Source organism: Cyanobium sp. WAJ14-Wanaka, assembly GCF_024345375.1.
In the GTDB taxonomy this organism is placed as follows: Bacteria; Cyanobacteriota; Cyanobacteriia; order PCC-6307; family Cyanobiaceae; genus Cyanobium_A.
The window spans coordinates 115,330-129,648 of the sequence record NZ_JAGQAZ010000003.1 but is presented as its reverse complement, the minus strand read 5'-3'; the positions used below and the strand labels follow the sequence as shown (position 1 = coordinate 129,648).

General features: G+C 64.5%; 15 protein-coding genes and 2 tRNA genes. 9 read left to right on the top strand and 8 right to left on the bottom strand.

Features of this window, described 5'->3' with window-relative positions:
* The first annotated feature begins 92 nt into the window (after window positions 1-92).
* The 3 genes from KBY49_RS10660 (at window position 93) to recA (ending at window position 2,328) form a co-directional block, all read left to right on the top strand.
* Window positions 93-164: transfer RNA gene (locus KBY49_RS10660), tRNA-Gln, on the top strand.
* A gap of 69 nt (window positions 165-233) precedes the next feature.
* Window positions 234-992 (top strand): HAD family hydrolase, encoded by a 759-nt coding sequence (locus KBY49_RS10655; protein ID WP_254934800.1) that lies wholly within the window; start codon window positions 234-236, stop codon window positions 990-992.
* Between the two features lie 154 nt (window positions 993-1,146).
* The gene (recA, locus tag KBY49_RS10650; RefSeq protein WP_254934799.1) at window positions 1,147-2,328 is read left to right on the top strand and encodes a recombinase RecA; all 1,182 of its coding nucleotides are present in this window, start codon (window positions 1,147-1,149) and stop codon (window positions 2,326-2,328) included.
* Between the two features lie 10 nt (window positions 2,329-2,338).
* Here recA and KBY49_RS10645 read toward each other — a convergent pair whose 3' ends face one another.
* The 3 genes from KBY49_RS10645 to KBY49_RS10635 form a co-directional block, all read right to left on the bottom strand.
* Window positions 2,339-2,689 carry a DUF1815 family protein gene (locus tag KBY49_RS10645; RefSeq protein ID WP_254934798.1) on the bottom strand — a complete coding sequence of 117 codons (351 nt, stop codon included), beginning with the start codon at window positions 2,687-2,689 and terminating at the stop codon, window positions 2,339-2,341.
* Window positions 2,690-2,784: 95 nt separating this feature from the next.
* A complete protein-coding gene (locus tag KBY49_RS10640; RefSeq protein WP_254934797.1) occupies window positions 2,785-3,024 on the bottom strand; it encodes a DUF2839 domain-containing protein in 240 nt (79 codons plus the stop codon).
* A 35-nt stretch (window positions 3,025-3,059) separates the two neighbouring features.
* Window positions 3,060-4,508, bottom strand: a complete 1,449-nt coding sequence (locus tag KBY49_RS10635) for a helicase (RefSeq protein ID WP_254934796.1) — start codon at window positions 4,506-4,508, stop codon at window positions 3,060-3,062.
* Between the two features lie 59 nt (window positions 4,509-4,567).
* On the opposite strand from KBY49_RS10635, the gene KBY49_RS10630 reads away from it, so the two are divergent.
* The gene (locus tag KBY49_RS10630; RefSeq protein WP_254934795.1) at window positions 4,568-5,476 is read left to right on the top strand and encodes a prephenate/arogenate dehydrogenase; all 909 of its coding nucleotides are present in this window, start codon (window positions 4,568-4,570) and stop codon (window positions 5,474-5,476) included.
* Here KBY49_RS10630 and crtD read toward each other — a convergent pair.
* Window positions 5,473-7,035 (bottom strand): C-3',4' desaturase CrtD, encoded by a 1,563-nt coding sequence (gene crtD, locus KBY49_RS10625; RefSeq protein ID WP_254934794.1) that lies wholly within the window; start codon window positions 7,033-7,035, stop codon window positions 5,473-5,475. The genes KBY49_RS10630 and crtD overlap by 4 nt on opposite strands.
* A 55-nt stretch (window positions 7,036-7,090) precedes the next feature.
* Here crtD and KBY49_RS10620 point away from each other — a divergent pair, with 55 nt between their 5' ends.
* Window positions 7,091-8,026, top strand: coding sequence for a fructosamine kinase family protein (locus KBY49_RS10620; RefSeq protein WP_254934793.1), 936 nt, complete (start codon window positions 7,091-7,093; stop codon window positions 8,024-8,026).
* A gap of 15 nt (window positions 8,027-8,041) precedes the next feature.
* Here the strand turns inward: KBY49_RS10620 and KBY49_RS10615 are convergent, their stop codons facing one another.
* The gene (locus KBY49_RS10615) at window positions 8,042-8,425 is read right to left on the bottom strand and encodes a CAAD domain-containing protein (protein WP_254934792.1); all 384 of its coding nucleotides are present in this window, start codon (window positions 8,423-8,425) and stop codon (window positions 8,042-8,044) included.
* A gap of 75 nt (window positions 8,426-8,500) precedes the next feature.
* On the opposite strand from KBY49_RS10615, the gene KBY49_RS10610 reads away from it, so the two are divergent.
* Both KBY49_RS10610 and moeB read left to right on the top strand, forming a co-directional pair.
* The gene (locus tag KBY49_RS10610; RefSeq protein WP_254934791.1) at window positions 8,501-8,926 is read left to right on the top strand and encodes a M67 family metallopeptidase; all 426 of its coding nucleotides are present in this window, start codon (window positions 8,501-8,503) and stop codon (window positions 8,924-8,926) included.
* Between the two features lie 10 nt (window positions 8,927-8,936).
* Window positions 8,937-10,109 (top strand): molybdopterin-synthase adenylyltransferase MoeB, encoded by a 1,173-nt coding sequence (gene moeB / locus KBY49_RS10605; protein ID WP_254934790.1) that lies wholly within the window; start codon window positions 8,937-8,939, stop codon window positions 10,107-10,109.
* Between the two features lie 32 nt (window positions 10,110-10,141).
* Here moeB and KBY49_RS10600 read toward each other — a convergent pair whose 3' ends face one another.
* A complete protein-coding gene (locus KBY49_RS10600; protein ID WP_254934789.1) occupies window positions 10,142-11,299 on the bottom strand; it encodes a cob(I)yrinic acid a,c-diamide adenosyltransferase in 1,158 nt (385 codons plus the stop codon).
* Window positions 11,300-11,345: 46 nt separating this feature from the next.
* Between KBY49_RS10600 and larE the strand changes: the two genes are divergently transcribed.
* Window positions 11,346-12,257 (top strand): ATP-dependent sacrificial sulfur transferase LarE, encoded by a 912-nt coding sequence (larE, locus tag KBY49_RS10595; protein WP_396099853.1) that lies wholly within the window; start codon window positions 11,346-11,348, stop codon window positions 12,255-12,257.
* Here the strand turns inward: larE and speD are convergent.
* Both speD and recF read right to left on the bottom strand, forming a co-directional pair.
* The gene (speD, locus tag KBY49_RS10590) at window positions 12,254-12,733 is read right to left on the bottom strand and encodes an adenosylmethionine decarboxylase (protein ID WP_254934787.1); all 480 of its coding nucleotides are present in this window, start codon (window positions 12,731-12,733) and stop codon (window positions 12,254-12,256) included. The genes larE and speD overlap by 4 nt on opposite strands.
* A gap of 27 nt (window positions 12,734-12,760) precedes the next feature.
* Entirely contained in the window at window positions 12,761-13,873 is a 1,113-nt protein-coding gene (gene recF / locus KBY49_RS10585) for a DNA replication/repair protein RecF (protein ID WP_254934871.1), read from the bottom strand.
* 110 nt (window positions 13,874-13,983) lie between these two features.
* On the opposite strand from recF, the gene KBY49_RS10580 reads away from it, so the two are divergent.
* Window positions 13,984-14,057 (top strand) — tRNA-Arg (locus KBY49_RS10580).
* Window positions 14,058-14,319 lie beyond the last annotated feature (262 nt).

Here is a 14,319-nt window from a genome sequence, read left to right as displayed (position 1 = left end):
GGCGGGCATTGGGGTCCGTCGTGGCGGGTCTCGGTTGACGAACGACCGGGCGCTATGGGTAACTATCTAGGCACCGGTAGTTGCCGGGGCTTTGGGTCGTCGCCAAGCGGTAAGGCATCGGGTTTTGGTCCCGACATTCCTAGGTTCGAATCCTAGCGACCCAGTTTTTACGGGCCTTTTAAGTGTTTCAGGAGCCTCCATCGGTGCCTGACTCATCAGTGCCTGAGCAATCAATGACTGAGCAATCGGTTCCCCTGCTGGTCTTTGATTTCGACGGCGTGCTGGTGGATGGCATGGCCGAGTACTGGTGGTCGGCCCGTAGGGCTGCCATGGCCCTAGTGCCGGACCTTTCCCTACCGGAGCAGGCACCGGCAGGTTTTGCCAAGCTGCGACCCCAGATCCACAAGGGGTGGGAGATGGTGCTGATGGCGGCGGAATTGGGCCGCCCCGATCTGGAGTTGGCGGCCCTGGTGGCCTCCTATCAAGCTCAGCTGGAGCAGGCTTTGCTCCGCTGGGGCCTCAGCCCCGACCAGCTCCAGGGGGCCCTCGAGCGGGTGCGCTCGGAGGCAATTGGCAAGGATTTACCTGGCTGGCTGCGCCTACATCACTTCTATCCGGGTGTGCTGGAGCGGCTCCAGCAATTGGCTTGCGCAGGCTCGCCCTGGGCTGTGCTCACCACCAAGGGCGGCGAGTTTGCCCGCCAAATCCTGCAGGCTGCCGGGCTTGAGCCGTGGGCCCTATTTGGCCACGAACAGGGCAGTAAGTGTGAGGTGTTGGCCCAGTTGCTGGCCAGCGAATACCGGCCGATTTGGTTTGTCGAAGACCGCCGACCGACCCTCGAGCTGGTGCGCTCCCAGGCCGAGCTTGCGGCCGTGCGTTGTTTTTTGGTCAGTTGGGGTTATCTAGCTCCCGGGGATCACCAGCAATTGCCCGACGGGATCCATTGGTTGGAGCCGGAGATTTTTGCAGCCCCCCTGGCGCAATGGCCCTAATCAGTTAGAGTACGTGCGTACTATGCGCAATTGATACGCCGGCCCCCTCAGGTGGCACTTGCTGCTTAGAGGTCGCAGGATGGCCCCCTCGGGCTGGTCTTGCACGGCTACTGCGCGATACCTGCGGCCTGTTCCATCTTTCTGTTTGATTGCCATGCCCGTTGATTCCAAGGCCGCCCAAGGCGCTTCGCCCGCATCTGGGGGAGCTTCCAGCGCAGCAGATTCCCGTTCTGCAGCAGCAGATTCCCGCGCTGCGGCAGAGCGGGACAAGGCCCTAGGCCTTGTGCTGAACCACATCGAGCGCAACTTCGGCAAGGGCTCGATCATGCGCCTCGGGGATGCCTCCCGCATGCGGGTGGAGACCTTCTCCACTGGTGCCCTGACCCTGGATCTGGCCCTCGGTGGCGGCTATCCGAAGGGCCGGGTGGTGGAGGTCTATGGGCCCGAGAGCTCTGGCAAAACAACCCTCACCCTGCACGCCATTGCCGAAGTGCAAAAGCGTGGCGGGGTGGCGGCCTTTGTGGACGCGGAACATGCCCTGGATCCGGTCTATGCCGCCGCCCTCGGTGTGGACATTGAAAACCTGTTGGTTTCCCAGCCGGATACCGGTGAGATGGCCCTAGAGATCGTCGACCAGCTGGTGCGTTCTGCGGCCGTAGACATCGTGGTGGTCGACTCCGTGGCGGCCCTCACCCCCCGGGCTGAGATTGAGGGTGAGATGGGGGATTTGGCCGTGGGGGCCCAGGCCCGGCTCATGAGCCAGGCCATGCGCAAGATCACCGGCAACATCGGCAAATCGGGTTGCACCGTGATCTTCCTGAACCAGTTGCGTCAAAAGATCGGAGTTACCTACGGCAACCCCGAGACCACCACCGGCGGTAACGCCCTGAAGTTCTATGCGTCTGTACGTCTGGATATTCGGCGCATTCAGACCCTCAAGCGTGGCACCGAGGAATACGGCATCCGCGCCAAGGTCAAGGTGGCCAAAAACAAGGTGGCGCCCCCATTCCGCATTGCCGAGTTCGACATCCTGTTTGGCCGCGGCATCAGCATCCTGGGTTGCCTCCTCGACTTGGCTGAGGAGACCGGCGTGGTGACCCGCAAGGGCGCCTGGTACAGCTACGACGGCGACAACATTGGTCAGGGCCGCGACAACACCATCACCTGGTTGGAGCAAAACCCTGGGCAAAAGGAGGTGATTGAGCAGCTGACCCGGAAGAAGCTCACCGAGGGCTCCGAGGTCAGTGCCAATTCAATGAAGCCCTTAGCTGCTGCCGCTAAGGCTGCCGCCGCAACACCCATGGAGGCCCTAGAGGAGCTGCCAGTGGCGGGCTGAATCTGAACGATTAGGCGCCGGTGACGGCGCCTTTTTGTGTCTTGCTGGTCTTGGCTGGGTGTTGCAGTGCCTGGGCTATCCGCTGCAGTTCCTGGATGGCCTCTGCCCCTTCTAGCTTCACCAGCTCGAGGCCATTGCGGGATTCGACCCAGCTAATGCCGAAATCGGAAACCAAAAAGCGCACCATGTGATTTTCGCCGAGGTTGGCCACAAAGGAGGCTCCTTTGCCGTCAAGGCCATCGCCGCAGATGTAGCAGCTGGCGGCGATTTCCCGATCCTGCAGGCTGATCGCCAGGGCCTGGAGGCTCATCACCAGGTCTTGAACCACAGATCGGTATTGCTCAGCCAGCCGGGGGAACATGGGCCATCCGCTCAGATGGATTGATTTTAGGGTTTTCTTCAGATTTGCGGTTGTCGTCGATGCGACTAACCATTTTCCCCTTGATGGTGTGGCCCTTAGCCGTCGGCTAGCGACCACCAGCCAGCTGCCGGCCCGATGAAGCGCACGATCACCCAAAACAACACCAGGGCCGCTATGCCAACCCAGGCACCCTTGGTGCTCACCTTCACGAATTGATCCGCCTGGTTACGGGTCAGGGGAAACCACTCCACCAGGCGCGGCGAGGTGTCCGGCTGGTTGCGTTTGGGCGATTTCGGTGGCAGCCCCTGGCTGCTGCGACGCTTGGCTTCCCCCATCGGAACTGGGTTAGGGACTTACTGATAGGTCCAGGCTAATGAGGCAGCAACCGGCTTAAGGCCACCCAGGGCTCCAGGCACCTAAAAACGTTTTGTCCCCAACTGCGGCCCCGTAGGCGCCCGTCGAGCACGGCCAGGCGGCCGCCGTTGCGCCTTACACCGGCGCTGGCCAATTGGATTTGGATTAGGGCGTCGGGAAGGAGCCGTTCGCGGAACCAGTCGCGGCCCTCCTGGCGCAGCGCCCCAACCCTGGCGGCGGTGAGGGGATCTTCCAGGCTGGCCAGGGGCAGCAGGGCGGCGACCAGCTGGCCGGGCAGGGGCAGGCGCGCCTGGTGTTCGATCCACCAACCCCAGCTGGCGCAGATCACCCCATTGCTATCGGGGGCCGTGCTCTGGTGGCTAACCCGACTGCCAAATTCCGCGGCCAGGCCGCTGGTGAGCTGGAGTCTGAGGGCCTGGTCGTCGAGCAGCACCACGCTCAATTGCTTTTGGCCCAGCACTAGCCGCCGGCATTGGTCGAGAAGGTGTTCGCCGTAGTGAGGGCTGTTTGGCAGGGGTTGGCGCAGGGGCGCAAACAGGGGCAGTGGGTCCGCCAGCGGCGGATCTCCAAGGTCGACCACCACATTTGGCTCCAGGCCCAGCTGTTGGGCGCCCCCTTGTTCTGGGCCCAGGCCCTGGCCGAGCAGGATGCAGCCCCGTGCCTCCAGGATCCCTGGCAAGGCATTTTCCGGCTCCAGGGGCTGGCGATGTAGCTCCCATTGCAGCTGGTTGGGATCCACCTGGGCCCAGCTGGTCCAGCCCTGGCCCGCGGCAGCTAGCCAGGCCGGCCATGGCTGGGGCAAGGGGCCAAGCACCTGGAGCAGGTGGCGCAGTGGGGCTTCGTCTTCGGGGGCTATGGCTACCTGCTTTTGGGGATTGCGCGGCTGGGCGAGCAGTTGGCGGCTGAGCCGTTCATGGAGGGCCAGTACGCCCGCTTCCGCCCTGGGCTGGGCGCGCCGCAGTTGGTCCCAGTGCCCCGGCTGGATAACCACCGCAAGGGCTTGGCGCAGCTGGTTGTCCAGTTTTTCTGCTTCGGGGATCACCAGTTGGCGGTTGTCCAGGAGTCCGGCTTGCCAGGCCTCAACCAGTTGGCGGTGGCTAAGTACCCAAACCCGCGCCTCCCTAGGTGCTGTGGGCCCTTCAAACCAGGGCAGGGCGAGGCAGGCGTCGGCTGCCGCCAGCCGGGGCAACTCCACCTGTTGGAGACGCTGGCGGGCTGACTCACTGAGCACCAAGGCCAGCCGTTCTTCGGCCAGGGCCAGGGGCACCAGCAGGCTGATCCACCAGTTCTCTTCGCTGCCAGGGGCCAGGCGCAGCAGGGTGTGGTCCTGCCTTCGCAGGCTACGGGCTACCAGCCGGCCCATGCTCAGGTGGTGGGGCCAGCCATGGGCTCCCTCCCTTTGCAGCAGGGCCTTGAGTTGGTGGTGGGCGCGGGCTTCGAGCATCCGCGATCGGCCATCGGACCAAAAGCGTAGGAAGCTGGCGTCATCGCACTGCAGCAGGGATGACAGACGCCCCCTCCCCCCTATGGCGTAGCCAGCCCGTTGGCATCGTCGGCATGGGCCTGATCGGCGGTTCCATTGGGCTTGATCTGGGTCGCCTCGGCGCAGAGGTGCGGGCCCTGGTGCATCGCCCAGTCACTGCCCAAAGGGCTTTGGCCAGGGGCTTGGCCGGCACGGTCAGCACCGATCCGGCGGTCTTGGAGGGCTGCGGCCTGGTGATTTTGGCCGTGCCTTTAGACCGTTTGCTGGATCCGGCGCCCGAATGGTTGGCGGCCATTCCCCAGGCCGCCGTGGTTACGGATGTGGGTTCGGTGAAGGGCTCCGTTTTGGAGCGTTGGCAAAGGCTGGTGGATCGCTTTGTGGCCAGCCATCCGATGGCGGGTACCGCCGAGGCGGGGGTGGAAGCGGGGTTGCCCGGGTTGTTTGCCGGTCGACCTTGGGTGGCCACCCCCAATTTCTCCACGGACCCGGAGGCCCTCGCTGCCGTGCGTGATTTGGCATTGGCCCTCGGGGCCCAGTGGCTTACCTGCGATCCCCGCCTGCACGACCAAGCTGTGGCCCTCATCTCCCATCTGCCCGTTTTGGCCGGTGCGGCCCTGTTGCAGGTGGCCGATGGGGCAGCCCAGGAGGGCGGCATTGAATTGCCTGCTTTGGTGCGAGCGCTTGCCTCCACGGGCTTTGCCGACACGACCCGGGTGGGTGGGGGCAACCCTGAGCTGGGCAGCCTGATGGCGCGCACCAACCGGGCGGCCCTGCTCACCGCCTTGGGCCGTTATCGCGAGGGGATCGAGGCCCTGGAGCAGCAACTGCAGGAGGGCCATTGGCAGGATCTGCAGGCGACCCTCGCCCAGGCCCAGGCCCTGCGGCCGCAATTTGTGGCTGCCAGCCCTAACGCTCCAGCGCCCGACTAACGCTCCAGCGCCAGGCCGATGCCCCGGGTCTGGAGCAGCTGGCGGCAGGCGGTTAGGGCCGACATGCTCACCCCGGCGGTGCCCTCTCCGGGGTAGATGGCATCACCGCAGAGCCATAGGCCCGGCAGGGGCGTGCGGCTGGGCAGGCCAAAGGGCCCAAACCGACTCGGGTGCTGCCCCAATCCCCCCACATAGCCCCAGGGCCTGCCGGTCCAACCGGCAAAGCCCCTGGGGGTGGCCAGTTCCTGGTGGCGCCAGTCGCCAGGCTCCAGCTGCAATAGGGCCGAGAGGCCGCGGTTGATGCCCAATTGGGCCGCCGCTTTTTTGGCGGCATAGGCCTGGGGCTCAAGGCCAAACCATTGCTTGGCTGGGGTAAAGACACTGGCAATCACCGTGGCCTGGCCCGCAGGAGCCCGCCCATCGCCCTCCTGGCTAATGGAGACAAACAGCGAACCTGGCTCCTCCCAGGCCAGCTGGAGATGGCTGGCGCAATCCGGCGGCAGGGCCGATCGATCCACGGCGCCATAGAGCACCAGGGCACCCGAGGGCTCCCCCAGCCCTTCGAGGCATTGCTTGTAGTTGGCCTTCAAGCCGTCACCGAGCAGGGGTGGTAGGGCCTGGGGCGGGATGGCAATCACCACATCGGCCGCCTCCAGCTCAAAGCTTTCCAAGTTGGTCTTGGTTGCTTTGCCGTTAGCCAAACCTTTGCCAGCAAGAACTTTTCCCCGCACCCGCCAGCCCTGGCCTGCGTTGGCGGCCTCCAGCTGCCCAACTTGATGGCGCAGCCTTAGGACGCCGCCGCCGCCTCCACCGCTGCCGCTTGCTAAGGCGCTTTCGAGGGCATCGCAGAGGCTCTGCATGGAGCCCTGGAGGTGAAATAGGCCCAAAGGCGCCTGGGCCATGGCCAAAACCGTGGCCCCGTACAGGGCCGCCGTGCGATCAGCCGGCTCCTGGGAATAGAGCTTGAGCTGTAGGTCCAAAAAGCGGCGTAGCCGCTGGTCCTGGCCGCAGCCGCAGAGGTCCTGCAGGTTGGCGATGGTGGCGCCGGTCAGGAGGCCGCTGGCCAGGTTGCCGGGGCCCAGGGAACCCAGCAGTTGGCCCCAATCCCACCAGTTCCGCGCCGGCAGGACTGGATCCTTGGCGGCAAAGTGCCAGTTGGCCCGATGGATTGCGGCGCAGAGCTGCCAAAAGCGCTCGCTGCCGGGAAATTGGCGCTGCCGCTCCAGGCGCCAGCGCTCTGGATCGCGCCAGAGGTGGATCGGCGCGCTGCCATCCCCCAGATCCACCACACAGCCAGGGTCAAGGGGGGTGGCTTCTGGGGCAGGTACCCCCAAGTGGGCAAATAGGCGGCTGTGGATACCCCCGGCTTCGAGGCCGGCCACCTGGGTTGCTCCGACGTCGAAGGTGTATGGCCCGCGGCGGAAGGTACCTGCGCAGCCACCGGATTGGCTGTGGGCTTCTAGTAATTCCACCTTGAGGCCAGCCCGGGCCAAAAGGGCTGCTGCCGTCAGCCCGGCGATGCCTGCCCCAACGACGGCCACGTCAACCCGGTGCTCCATGGCGGCAGGTTTAAAGCTCAGGCGGCATGCTGGCAGCTAGATACCGGGCGCGTGGTTGGCGCTTTTACCCAAGCCTGAATTGGCCCAGTGGCTTGGCCAGCAGCTGGCGGCCCCAGGCCCCCTGGAGTTGGCAGCCATAGCCCGGGTGGGTGGCGGCAGCATCCACAGGGCCTGGCGTTTGCAGCTGGGCGATGGCCGCCGCTTTTTCCTGAAGAGCAACGACCCCACCGCCCTGCCTTTGCTGGAGGCCGAGGCTGCCGGGCTGCAGGCTTTGGCCCGGTGGGCGCAGCCGCCGATCCGGGTGCCCCAGCCCTTGGCGATGGGTGTAGCTGATCTCGGCGCTGCGGGGGATCGGGCTTTACTGCTGCTGCCTTGGCTCGATTTACAAAGCGCCAGGCCAGGGGAAAACAGCCTGGGCTGGCGGGCCTTTGGGGCGGCCCTAGCCGAGTTGCACCTGGCCAGTAGCGCAGCCCAAGAGCGCTTTGGCTGGCCCTCCGCCAACTTCATCGGCGCGGCACCCCAGTCCAACGAATGGCGCTCCGATTGGGGGGTGTTTTTTAGCGAATGTCGCCTTGCCCCCCAACTGGACTGGGCGGCCCGCCAGGGCCATCGCCCCAGGGGTTCAGAGCAACTCCTGGAGCAGTTGCCCCTACGGCTGCAGCATGCGGTGCTGCCCGCCCTGGTGCATGGGGATCTCTGGAGCGGTAACGGGGCCTTGCTGCAAAACGGAGAAGCGGCGCTGTTTGACCCTGCGGTCTATTGGGGCGACCGGGAGGTGGACCTGGCCATGGCCAAATTGTTTGGGGGCTTTTCGCCGGCGTTTTTCTCTGGTTACGGGGAGGTTTGGCCCCTAGAAGCCGGAGCAGGAGCTCGCATTGAGCTCTACAACCTGTACCACCTGTTGAACCACGCCAACCTTTTTGGAGGGGGCTACTGGGGCCAGGCCCAGGCCAGCATCGACACTCTGTTGGAGAGCTGGGGTTTTGCCTAAATCCCAGCTGGGGGCCTAGCCCAGATACTCCTTGCGCAGGTTTTGGAGATTGGCCACCACGGCATCACGTTTCTGGCTGGTGGTGAGGTTTTTCCAGCTCCACTGACCCACGATTACCAGGCCCAGAAGTTCTAGTAGGCCGGGCAGAATCGGCATCAAATTGATCGTGTCGAGCACACCCTTGATCAGGATCTGCACCACACAAACGGCCACGATGACGCCGGTGGCTTTGCCAATCCGACCCATTTGATTCCAGTCGACCTGGTCGAGGGCATCGTTGACTTTGCCCAGCACATCGCTGTATTTCTCTGTAAAGGAGGTGCCAGCGTCGCCTTCACCAAAAAGGTTGCTGTTGGCTTCGGTGCCCTGCTCCTGCACGTCGGTAGGGAAGTCACTCATGGACCGAAGTTCGCACAGGGAAAGGATATTGCTTCATAAGGTATCGGTATGCACCCCCAAACGCCAGCTCTGGTTATGGCGGATCTCCGTCTGGTTGGGGTGCTCGAGCGGATCCTGGCTGCGGCAAACCCCCAGGAGGGCTGCGCCCTATTGCTGGGGCAAAGACAGGGCGATGCCCTTGTGCTGCGGTCGATTTGGCCCTGTTGTAACCGTTGGCCAGAGGCGGCTGAACGGGGCCGCAGGTTCGCGGTGGATCCGTGCGAACAATTGCTGGCTCAAAAATGGGCACGGCTGCACAAACAGGCGGTATTGGGATTTGCCCACAGCCATCCCCAGGCTGGCCCTGATCCATCGGCCACCGACCTGGAACTGGCGGTGGCACCAGTGTTGATGGTGATTCAGGGGCTGGCTGCAGGGGGTGGTCCGCCGGTATTGCGCTGCTGGTGGATTGAGGACAATGGTGTTAAGCCCCAGCACCTGCCATGGAGAATGGGGAGCTGATCCTCTAGCCATGCTTCCTCCCGACACCAGCGGCGTTCAGCTCAGCCCCGATGAGGTGGCTCGCTTTGCCCGGCACCTGATCCTTCCCGAGGTGGGAATGGAGGGCCAAAAGCGCCTTAAGGCCTCCGCCGTGCTCTGCGTGGGCACGGGCGGGTTGGGCTCACCATTGCTTCTCTATTTGGCCGCGGCGGGAGTGGGCCGGATCGGGATTGTCGATTTCGATGTGGTCGACCACTCCAACCTGCAGCGCCAGGTGATCCACGGCACCAGCTGGGTGGGCAAGCCCAAGATCGAATCGGCCAAGGCCCGGATCCTGGAGATCAACCCCCACTGCCAAGTGGATCTCTACGAAACCGCCCTCACCAGCGACAACGCCCTAGAAATAATTCGCCCATACGACATCGTCTGCGACGGCACCGACAACTTCCCCACCCGCTACCTGGTGAACGACGCCTGTGTGCTGCTGGGCAAGCCGAATGTGTACGGTTCGATCTTCCGCTTTGAGGGCCAGGCCACGGTGTTCAACCTGGATGCGGAGAGCCCCAATTACCGCGATCTATTTCCCGAGCCGCCACCGCCTGGGATGGTGCCCTCCTGCGCAGAGGGCGGCGTGGTGGGGGTATTGCCGGGGATCATCGGCGTGATCCAGGCCACCGAGGCCTTGAAGATCATCACGGGCATCGGCACCACCCTCAGCGGCCGGCTGCTGCTGTTCGATGCATTGGGGATGAAGTTCAGGGAGTTAAAGCTGCGCCCTAACCCCGAGCGGCCGGTGATCGACAGGCTGGTGGATTACCAGGAGTTTTGTGGAGTGGGCGGCAGCGCTCCAGGCCAGGAGGAGGCGGGAGCCGTGGAAAGCATTTCGGTTACGGAGCTGAAAACCCTGCTCGATGGCGACAGCAGCGGCCTGGTGCTGATCGACGTGCGCAATCCACCGGAGGCGGAAATTGGGGTGATCCCTGGGGCCAGCTTGTTTCCCCTGGATCTGATTGAAAACGGCACGGCCGTGGAGCGCATCAGACAGCTGGTGGAGGGCAAACAGCTCTATGCCCACTGCAAGCTGGGTGGCCGCAGCGCCAAGGCCCTAATTGCCTTGAAGCGCCATGGCATCGAAGGGATCAATGTGGAGGGCGGTATCGACGCCTGGAGCCAGCAGGTCGATTCGAGCGTCCCCCGCTATTGAGCAGCAGGGCTCCGCTGGGAATCCACCACTGGTTAGTAATCCACGCCGCGCTTGAGGTCTATGCCCCTCTCGGCATAGTGCTTGTGGCAGACCATTTCTGAAAAGACGCTCGCCAATTCGAAGTAGGCCAGGCGGTTCTTGCAGCGGCCGGTGAGGATCACCTCCGTTTCGGCCGGTTTGCGCAGCAGGGTTTGCACAATCGGTTCCACCGGCAGCAGTTCGAGGTCCACCGTGGGGTTGATCTCATCGAGGATCACGGTCTTGTAAAGGCCGCTGGCGATGGCGGCCCTGGCTATCTCCCAGGCCCGCTCCGCTTCCACGTAGTCGATCGGTTGCTGCTGGCCCCGCCAGACGATGGCATCGCGGCCAGAGCGCAGGTGATCCACCAGGTGGGGATAGCTCTCGCGCAGGGCCGCAATGGCGGCATCTTCCGTGTAACCAGAACCCCCCTTTAGCCACTGGAGGATCAGCACCCGGTGGCTTTTGTCCTGGCTGATGCCCCGACCAATGGCCTGGAGCCCCTTGCCCAGGGCACTGGTGGATTTGCCCTTACCTTCACCGGTGTAGATCTCGATGCCGGTGATGCCTGGATCGGCCTGTTGATGGGCCCGCATCTCCGAGTGCAAATCCGCCAGTTGGACCAGCTCGCGCGGAGCGCCCCTGCCGGTGCAGATCACCTCCATCCCCGCAGGTTTAGAGGCCAGGGTTTTGGCCACCTCGGCGGCATCCAATAGGCCCAGGTCGAGCACGGGGTTGAGCTCGTCGAGCACCACCACGGAATAGAGGTCGCTGGCGATGGCGCCCTTGGCGATATCCCAGCCGCGCTGGGCCTCTTGGCGATCAAATTTTGTGGCCTCCTCGGCCGTAAAAAAATCACCACGGCCCGTGCGGACTTGGTCGATTAGGTGGGGGAAACCCTGCTGGAGGGCCTCGATGGCGGCGTCTTCGTCGTAGGCGCGGCCGGGGCCCTTGAGGAAGCGCAGCAGCAGCACCCTGGTGCGTTTCTGCTCGCAGATGCCCAGGCCAATGGTGCGCAGCACCACGCCAAGGGCAGCCTGGCTTTTGCCCTTGCCATCACCGTCGTAGACATGCAGCTGGCCATGGGCCCTTTCATCGCTGCCGGCGGCGGTGCGGATGCCGATCCCCTTGCCGGTGCCCCTTTGCGGCGTTTGGGTGCTGCTGGGGGCCATGGGGGCGCTGGGGTGAGACTGGATGCTACCGGCGATTGCCAGGCCCTTGAGCCAGCCCTTCACCCTGCTTGAAACCCTGCCGGAGCCCACGGCGGCGGCCCTTGCCCAGCTCCGCGGGCTGGTGGCTGCTGAGGGCTCCGTGGTGGTGGCCTATTCCGGCGGGGTGGATAGCTCCCTGGTGGCGGCCATTGCCCTGGAGCAGTTGGGCAGCCGCGCCGTGGCAATTACCGGCGTATCTCCAGCCCTGGCGCCCCACCTGCGCCGGGAGGCAAGCCAACAGGCGGCCTGGCTGGGGATCGCCCACCGGGAAATTGCCACCGCTGAATTGGCCGATCCCGCCTATGCCAGCAACCCCGAGGAGCGTTGCTACGCCTGCAAGCAGACCCTGCATCTGCAGCTGGCCCCCATCGCGGCAGCGGCGTCTGGGGCCAGGGTGCTGGATGGGGTGAACCTGGATGATCTGGGCGACCATCGACCCGGCATTCGGGCCGCAAGGGAGCAGGGGGTGTTCTCCCCCTTGGCAGAGGCGGGCATTGATAAGGCTTCTGTGCGCCAGATTTCCAAGGCCCTGGGCCTGCCTTGGTGGGACAAGCCCGCCCAGCCCTGCCTGGCCTCACGCTTTCCCTACGGCGAGCCGATCACGGCCCAAAGGTTGGAGCGGGTGGCGGCGGCTGAGGCTTGGCTGCTCCAGCGGGGTTGGCCCCAACTGCGGGTGCGCAGCCAGGGGAGCACGGCAAGAATCGAATTGCCGGAGGCCTGTTTGGATGCCGCGCTGCTGGGCTGGGCCGAACCGGGGGCGCGCCAGGAGCTGGTGACAAAGTTTCGCCAACTCGGCTTCAGCGCCGTTGCCCTGGACCTGGAGGGCCTGGTGAGCGGCAAGCTCAACCGGGATCTGGCCGGTTTTGGCCCCCCATCTGGCCCTGGCCCCCCATCTGGCCCTGGCCCCCAATCGGCCTAGAGGGGGTTGGCGGTTTTGGCTGGATCCCTTTCGGCGCCGGCGATGCAGCCGGGGGTTTCCCGGCGGAAACTGGTCAGCTTGTGGCGGCCCGATTCCAGTTCTTCGGCCAACACCTGGCAGGCTTTTTCCGGCATGGTGTGGTCACCGCAGGTGAACACATCAACCGCCGCGTAGCCCGATTCGGGCCAGGTGTGAATCGAGATGTGGGATTCGGCCAGCAGGGCCAAACCCGTCACACCCTGGGGATCAAACCGGTGGGTGATCAGATTTAGGAGCGTCGCACCAGCCTGCTTGGCTGCCGTGGTGATCGCTGTCCTGAGAAAGGCTTCGTCGTCGAGCTTGGCGCTATCGCAGTTGTAGAGCTCGAGAATGCAGTGTTTTCCAACCGTGTCGGAAAGGGAAGAATCGGCAGGGGCCATGGAGGCAGCACCGGTCCATCCCGGGTTGGGGTGGAGGCAGGGCAGGCTCTGGGTCATCGAATCCGAGCTGACAAGCCGGCCACCTTAAGTGCCGATCTCCAGGCAGCCGGCGCGCATTTTGATCACCTGACTCTGGGCTTGCCAGCCCCCCTCAAAGGCGCCGAGATGGGTGGCACTAACCAGGCATTGGTGGCCCTCCCCCACCGCCTCCAGCAGCAGTTGTTGGCGATCCGGATCGAGTTCTCCCAGGACGTCATCGAGCAGCAGCAATGGGGGCTCGCCCAGCACCTCTTGCACCAGTTCCAGCTCGGCCAATTTCAGGGCCAGGACCAGGGTGCGTTGCTGGCCAGCCGAGCCGTAGCGGCGGGCGGTCTGTTCGCTGAGCAGCAGGCCAACCTCATCGCGGTGGGGGCCAACCGCGCATTGACCCAGCCGCAATTCCTCGGGGCGTTGGGCGGCCATTTGGGCCGCCAGGGCCTCACGCCAGGGCCCTTCCTCGCCGTCATCGCCCGTTAGCAAGGTGCCGCTTTGATATTCCAGCCGCAGTTGCTCGCGGCCGCCGCTTAGCCGCTGCTGCCAGGCGGCGGCCAGGGGTTCCAGCCGGCGCAGGGCCCTAGCCCTGCGCCGGTGCAGGCGGGTGCCGACCAGGGCCATCTGCAGATCAAAGGCATCGAGCAGGGCCGCGACTTCACTGCCGCCCAGGCCGCGGCGCAGCAATTGGCTGCGTTGCCTCAGCAGCCGGCCGTAGCGGCTCAACAGCTCGCCATAGACCGGCTCCAGCTGCAGCACCACCCGATCTAGCCATTGGCGCCGCCCAGCGGGCTCGCCCCGTACCAGGTCGAGGTCGAGGGCGCTAAAGCCCACGCAGCGCAGCGATCCAAGGAGGTCCAGTTGGCGATCGAGCTGCTTGCCATTGCGGTTTGCGCTGCGGCCGCCACTGCGCCGTAAATCCAGTTGCAAGCTGTCGCCTGAGCTGGTCAGCGCAGCCAGGCGGCTGCTGGGCTCGCCATGGGCGATTAGGTCGCGATCGGAGCTGGTGCGGTGGGAGCGCAGGCTGCCCAACAATTCCACCGCCTCCAGCAGGTTGGATTTGCCTTCCCCATTGGAGCCAATCACCAATAGGCGCGGGGCATCCAGCTCCAGCTTCAGGGGCTGCAGGTTGCGGAAGTGCCGCAGCTCCAGGTGGTGCAAGCGGATAGGGCTGATGCGATGAGCGGTTAAGGTAGGGCCATCGGGGCCTGGCCCTGGTTGGCCTCAACGCTTATGGCTTGCCAGTTCAAGGCTTGCCCTAAAGCCTAGAAGCGCATGGGCATGTAGCTCAGTTGGATAGAGCATCAGATTCCGGTTCTGAGGGTCGGGAGTTCGAGTCTCTCCATGCTCGTTTTGCTCCCTCTGCATCAGCGGGGGGAGTTTTTTTTATGGCAAGCCCCATGGCCCTAATGCCACTTGGATCCACCACAAAACCAAAGTGCTCCAGGGGCTTTACCGCCGCTGGGGGCGCTGAAAGGGAGATGCTGCAGCCCGAGAGTTCCCGCCGCAGCTTGCCCAGGGCCGCATAGACAAGAACGGCCAGGAGGCCGGCCTGGTCGGCTTCAGCCTGATCGCAGCAGAGGTCCCAGAGGTTGGCGTTTAGGGCCAGGTCG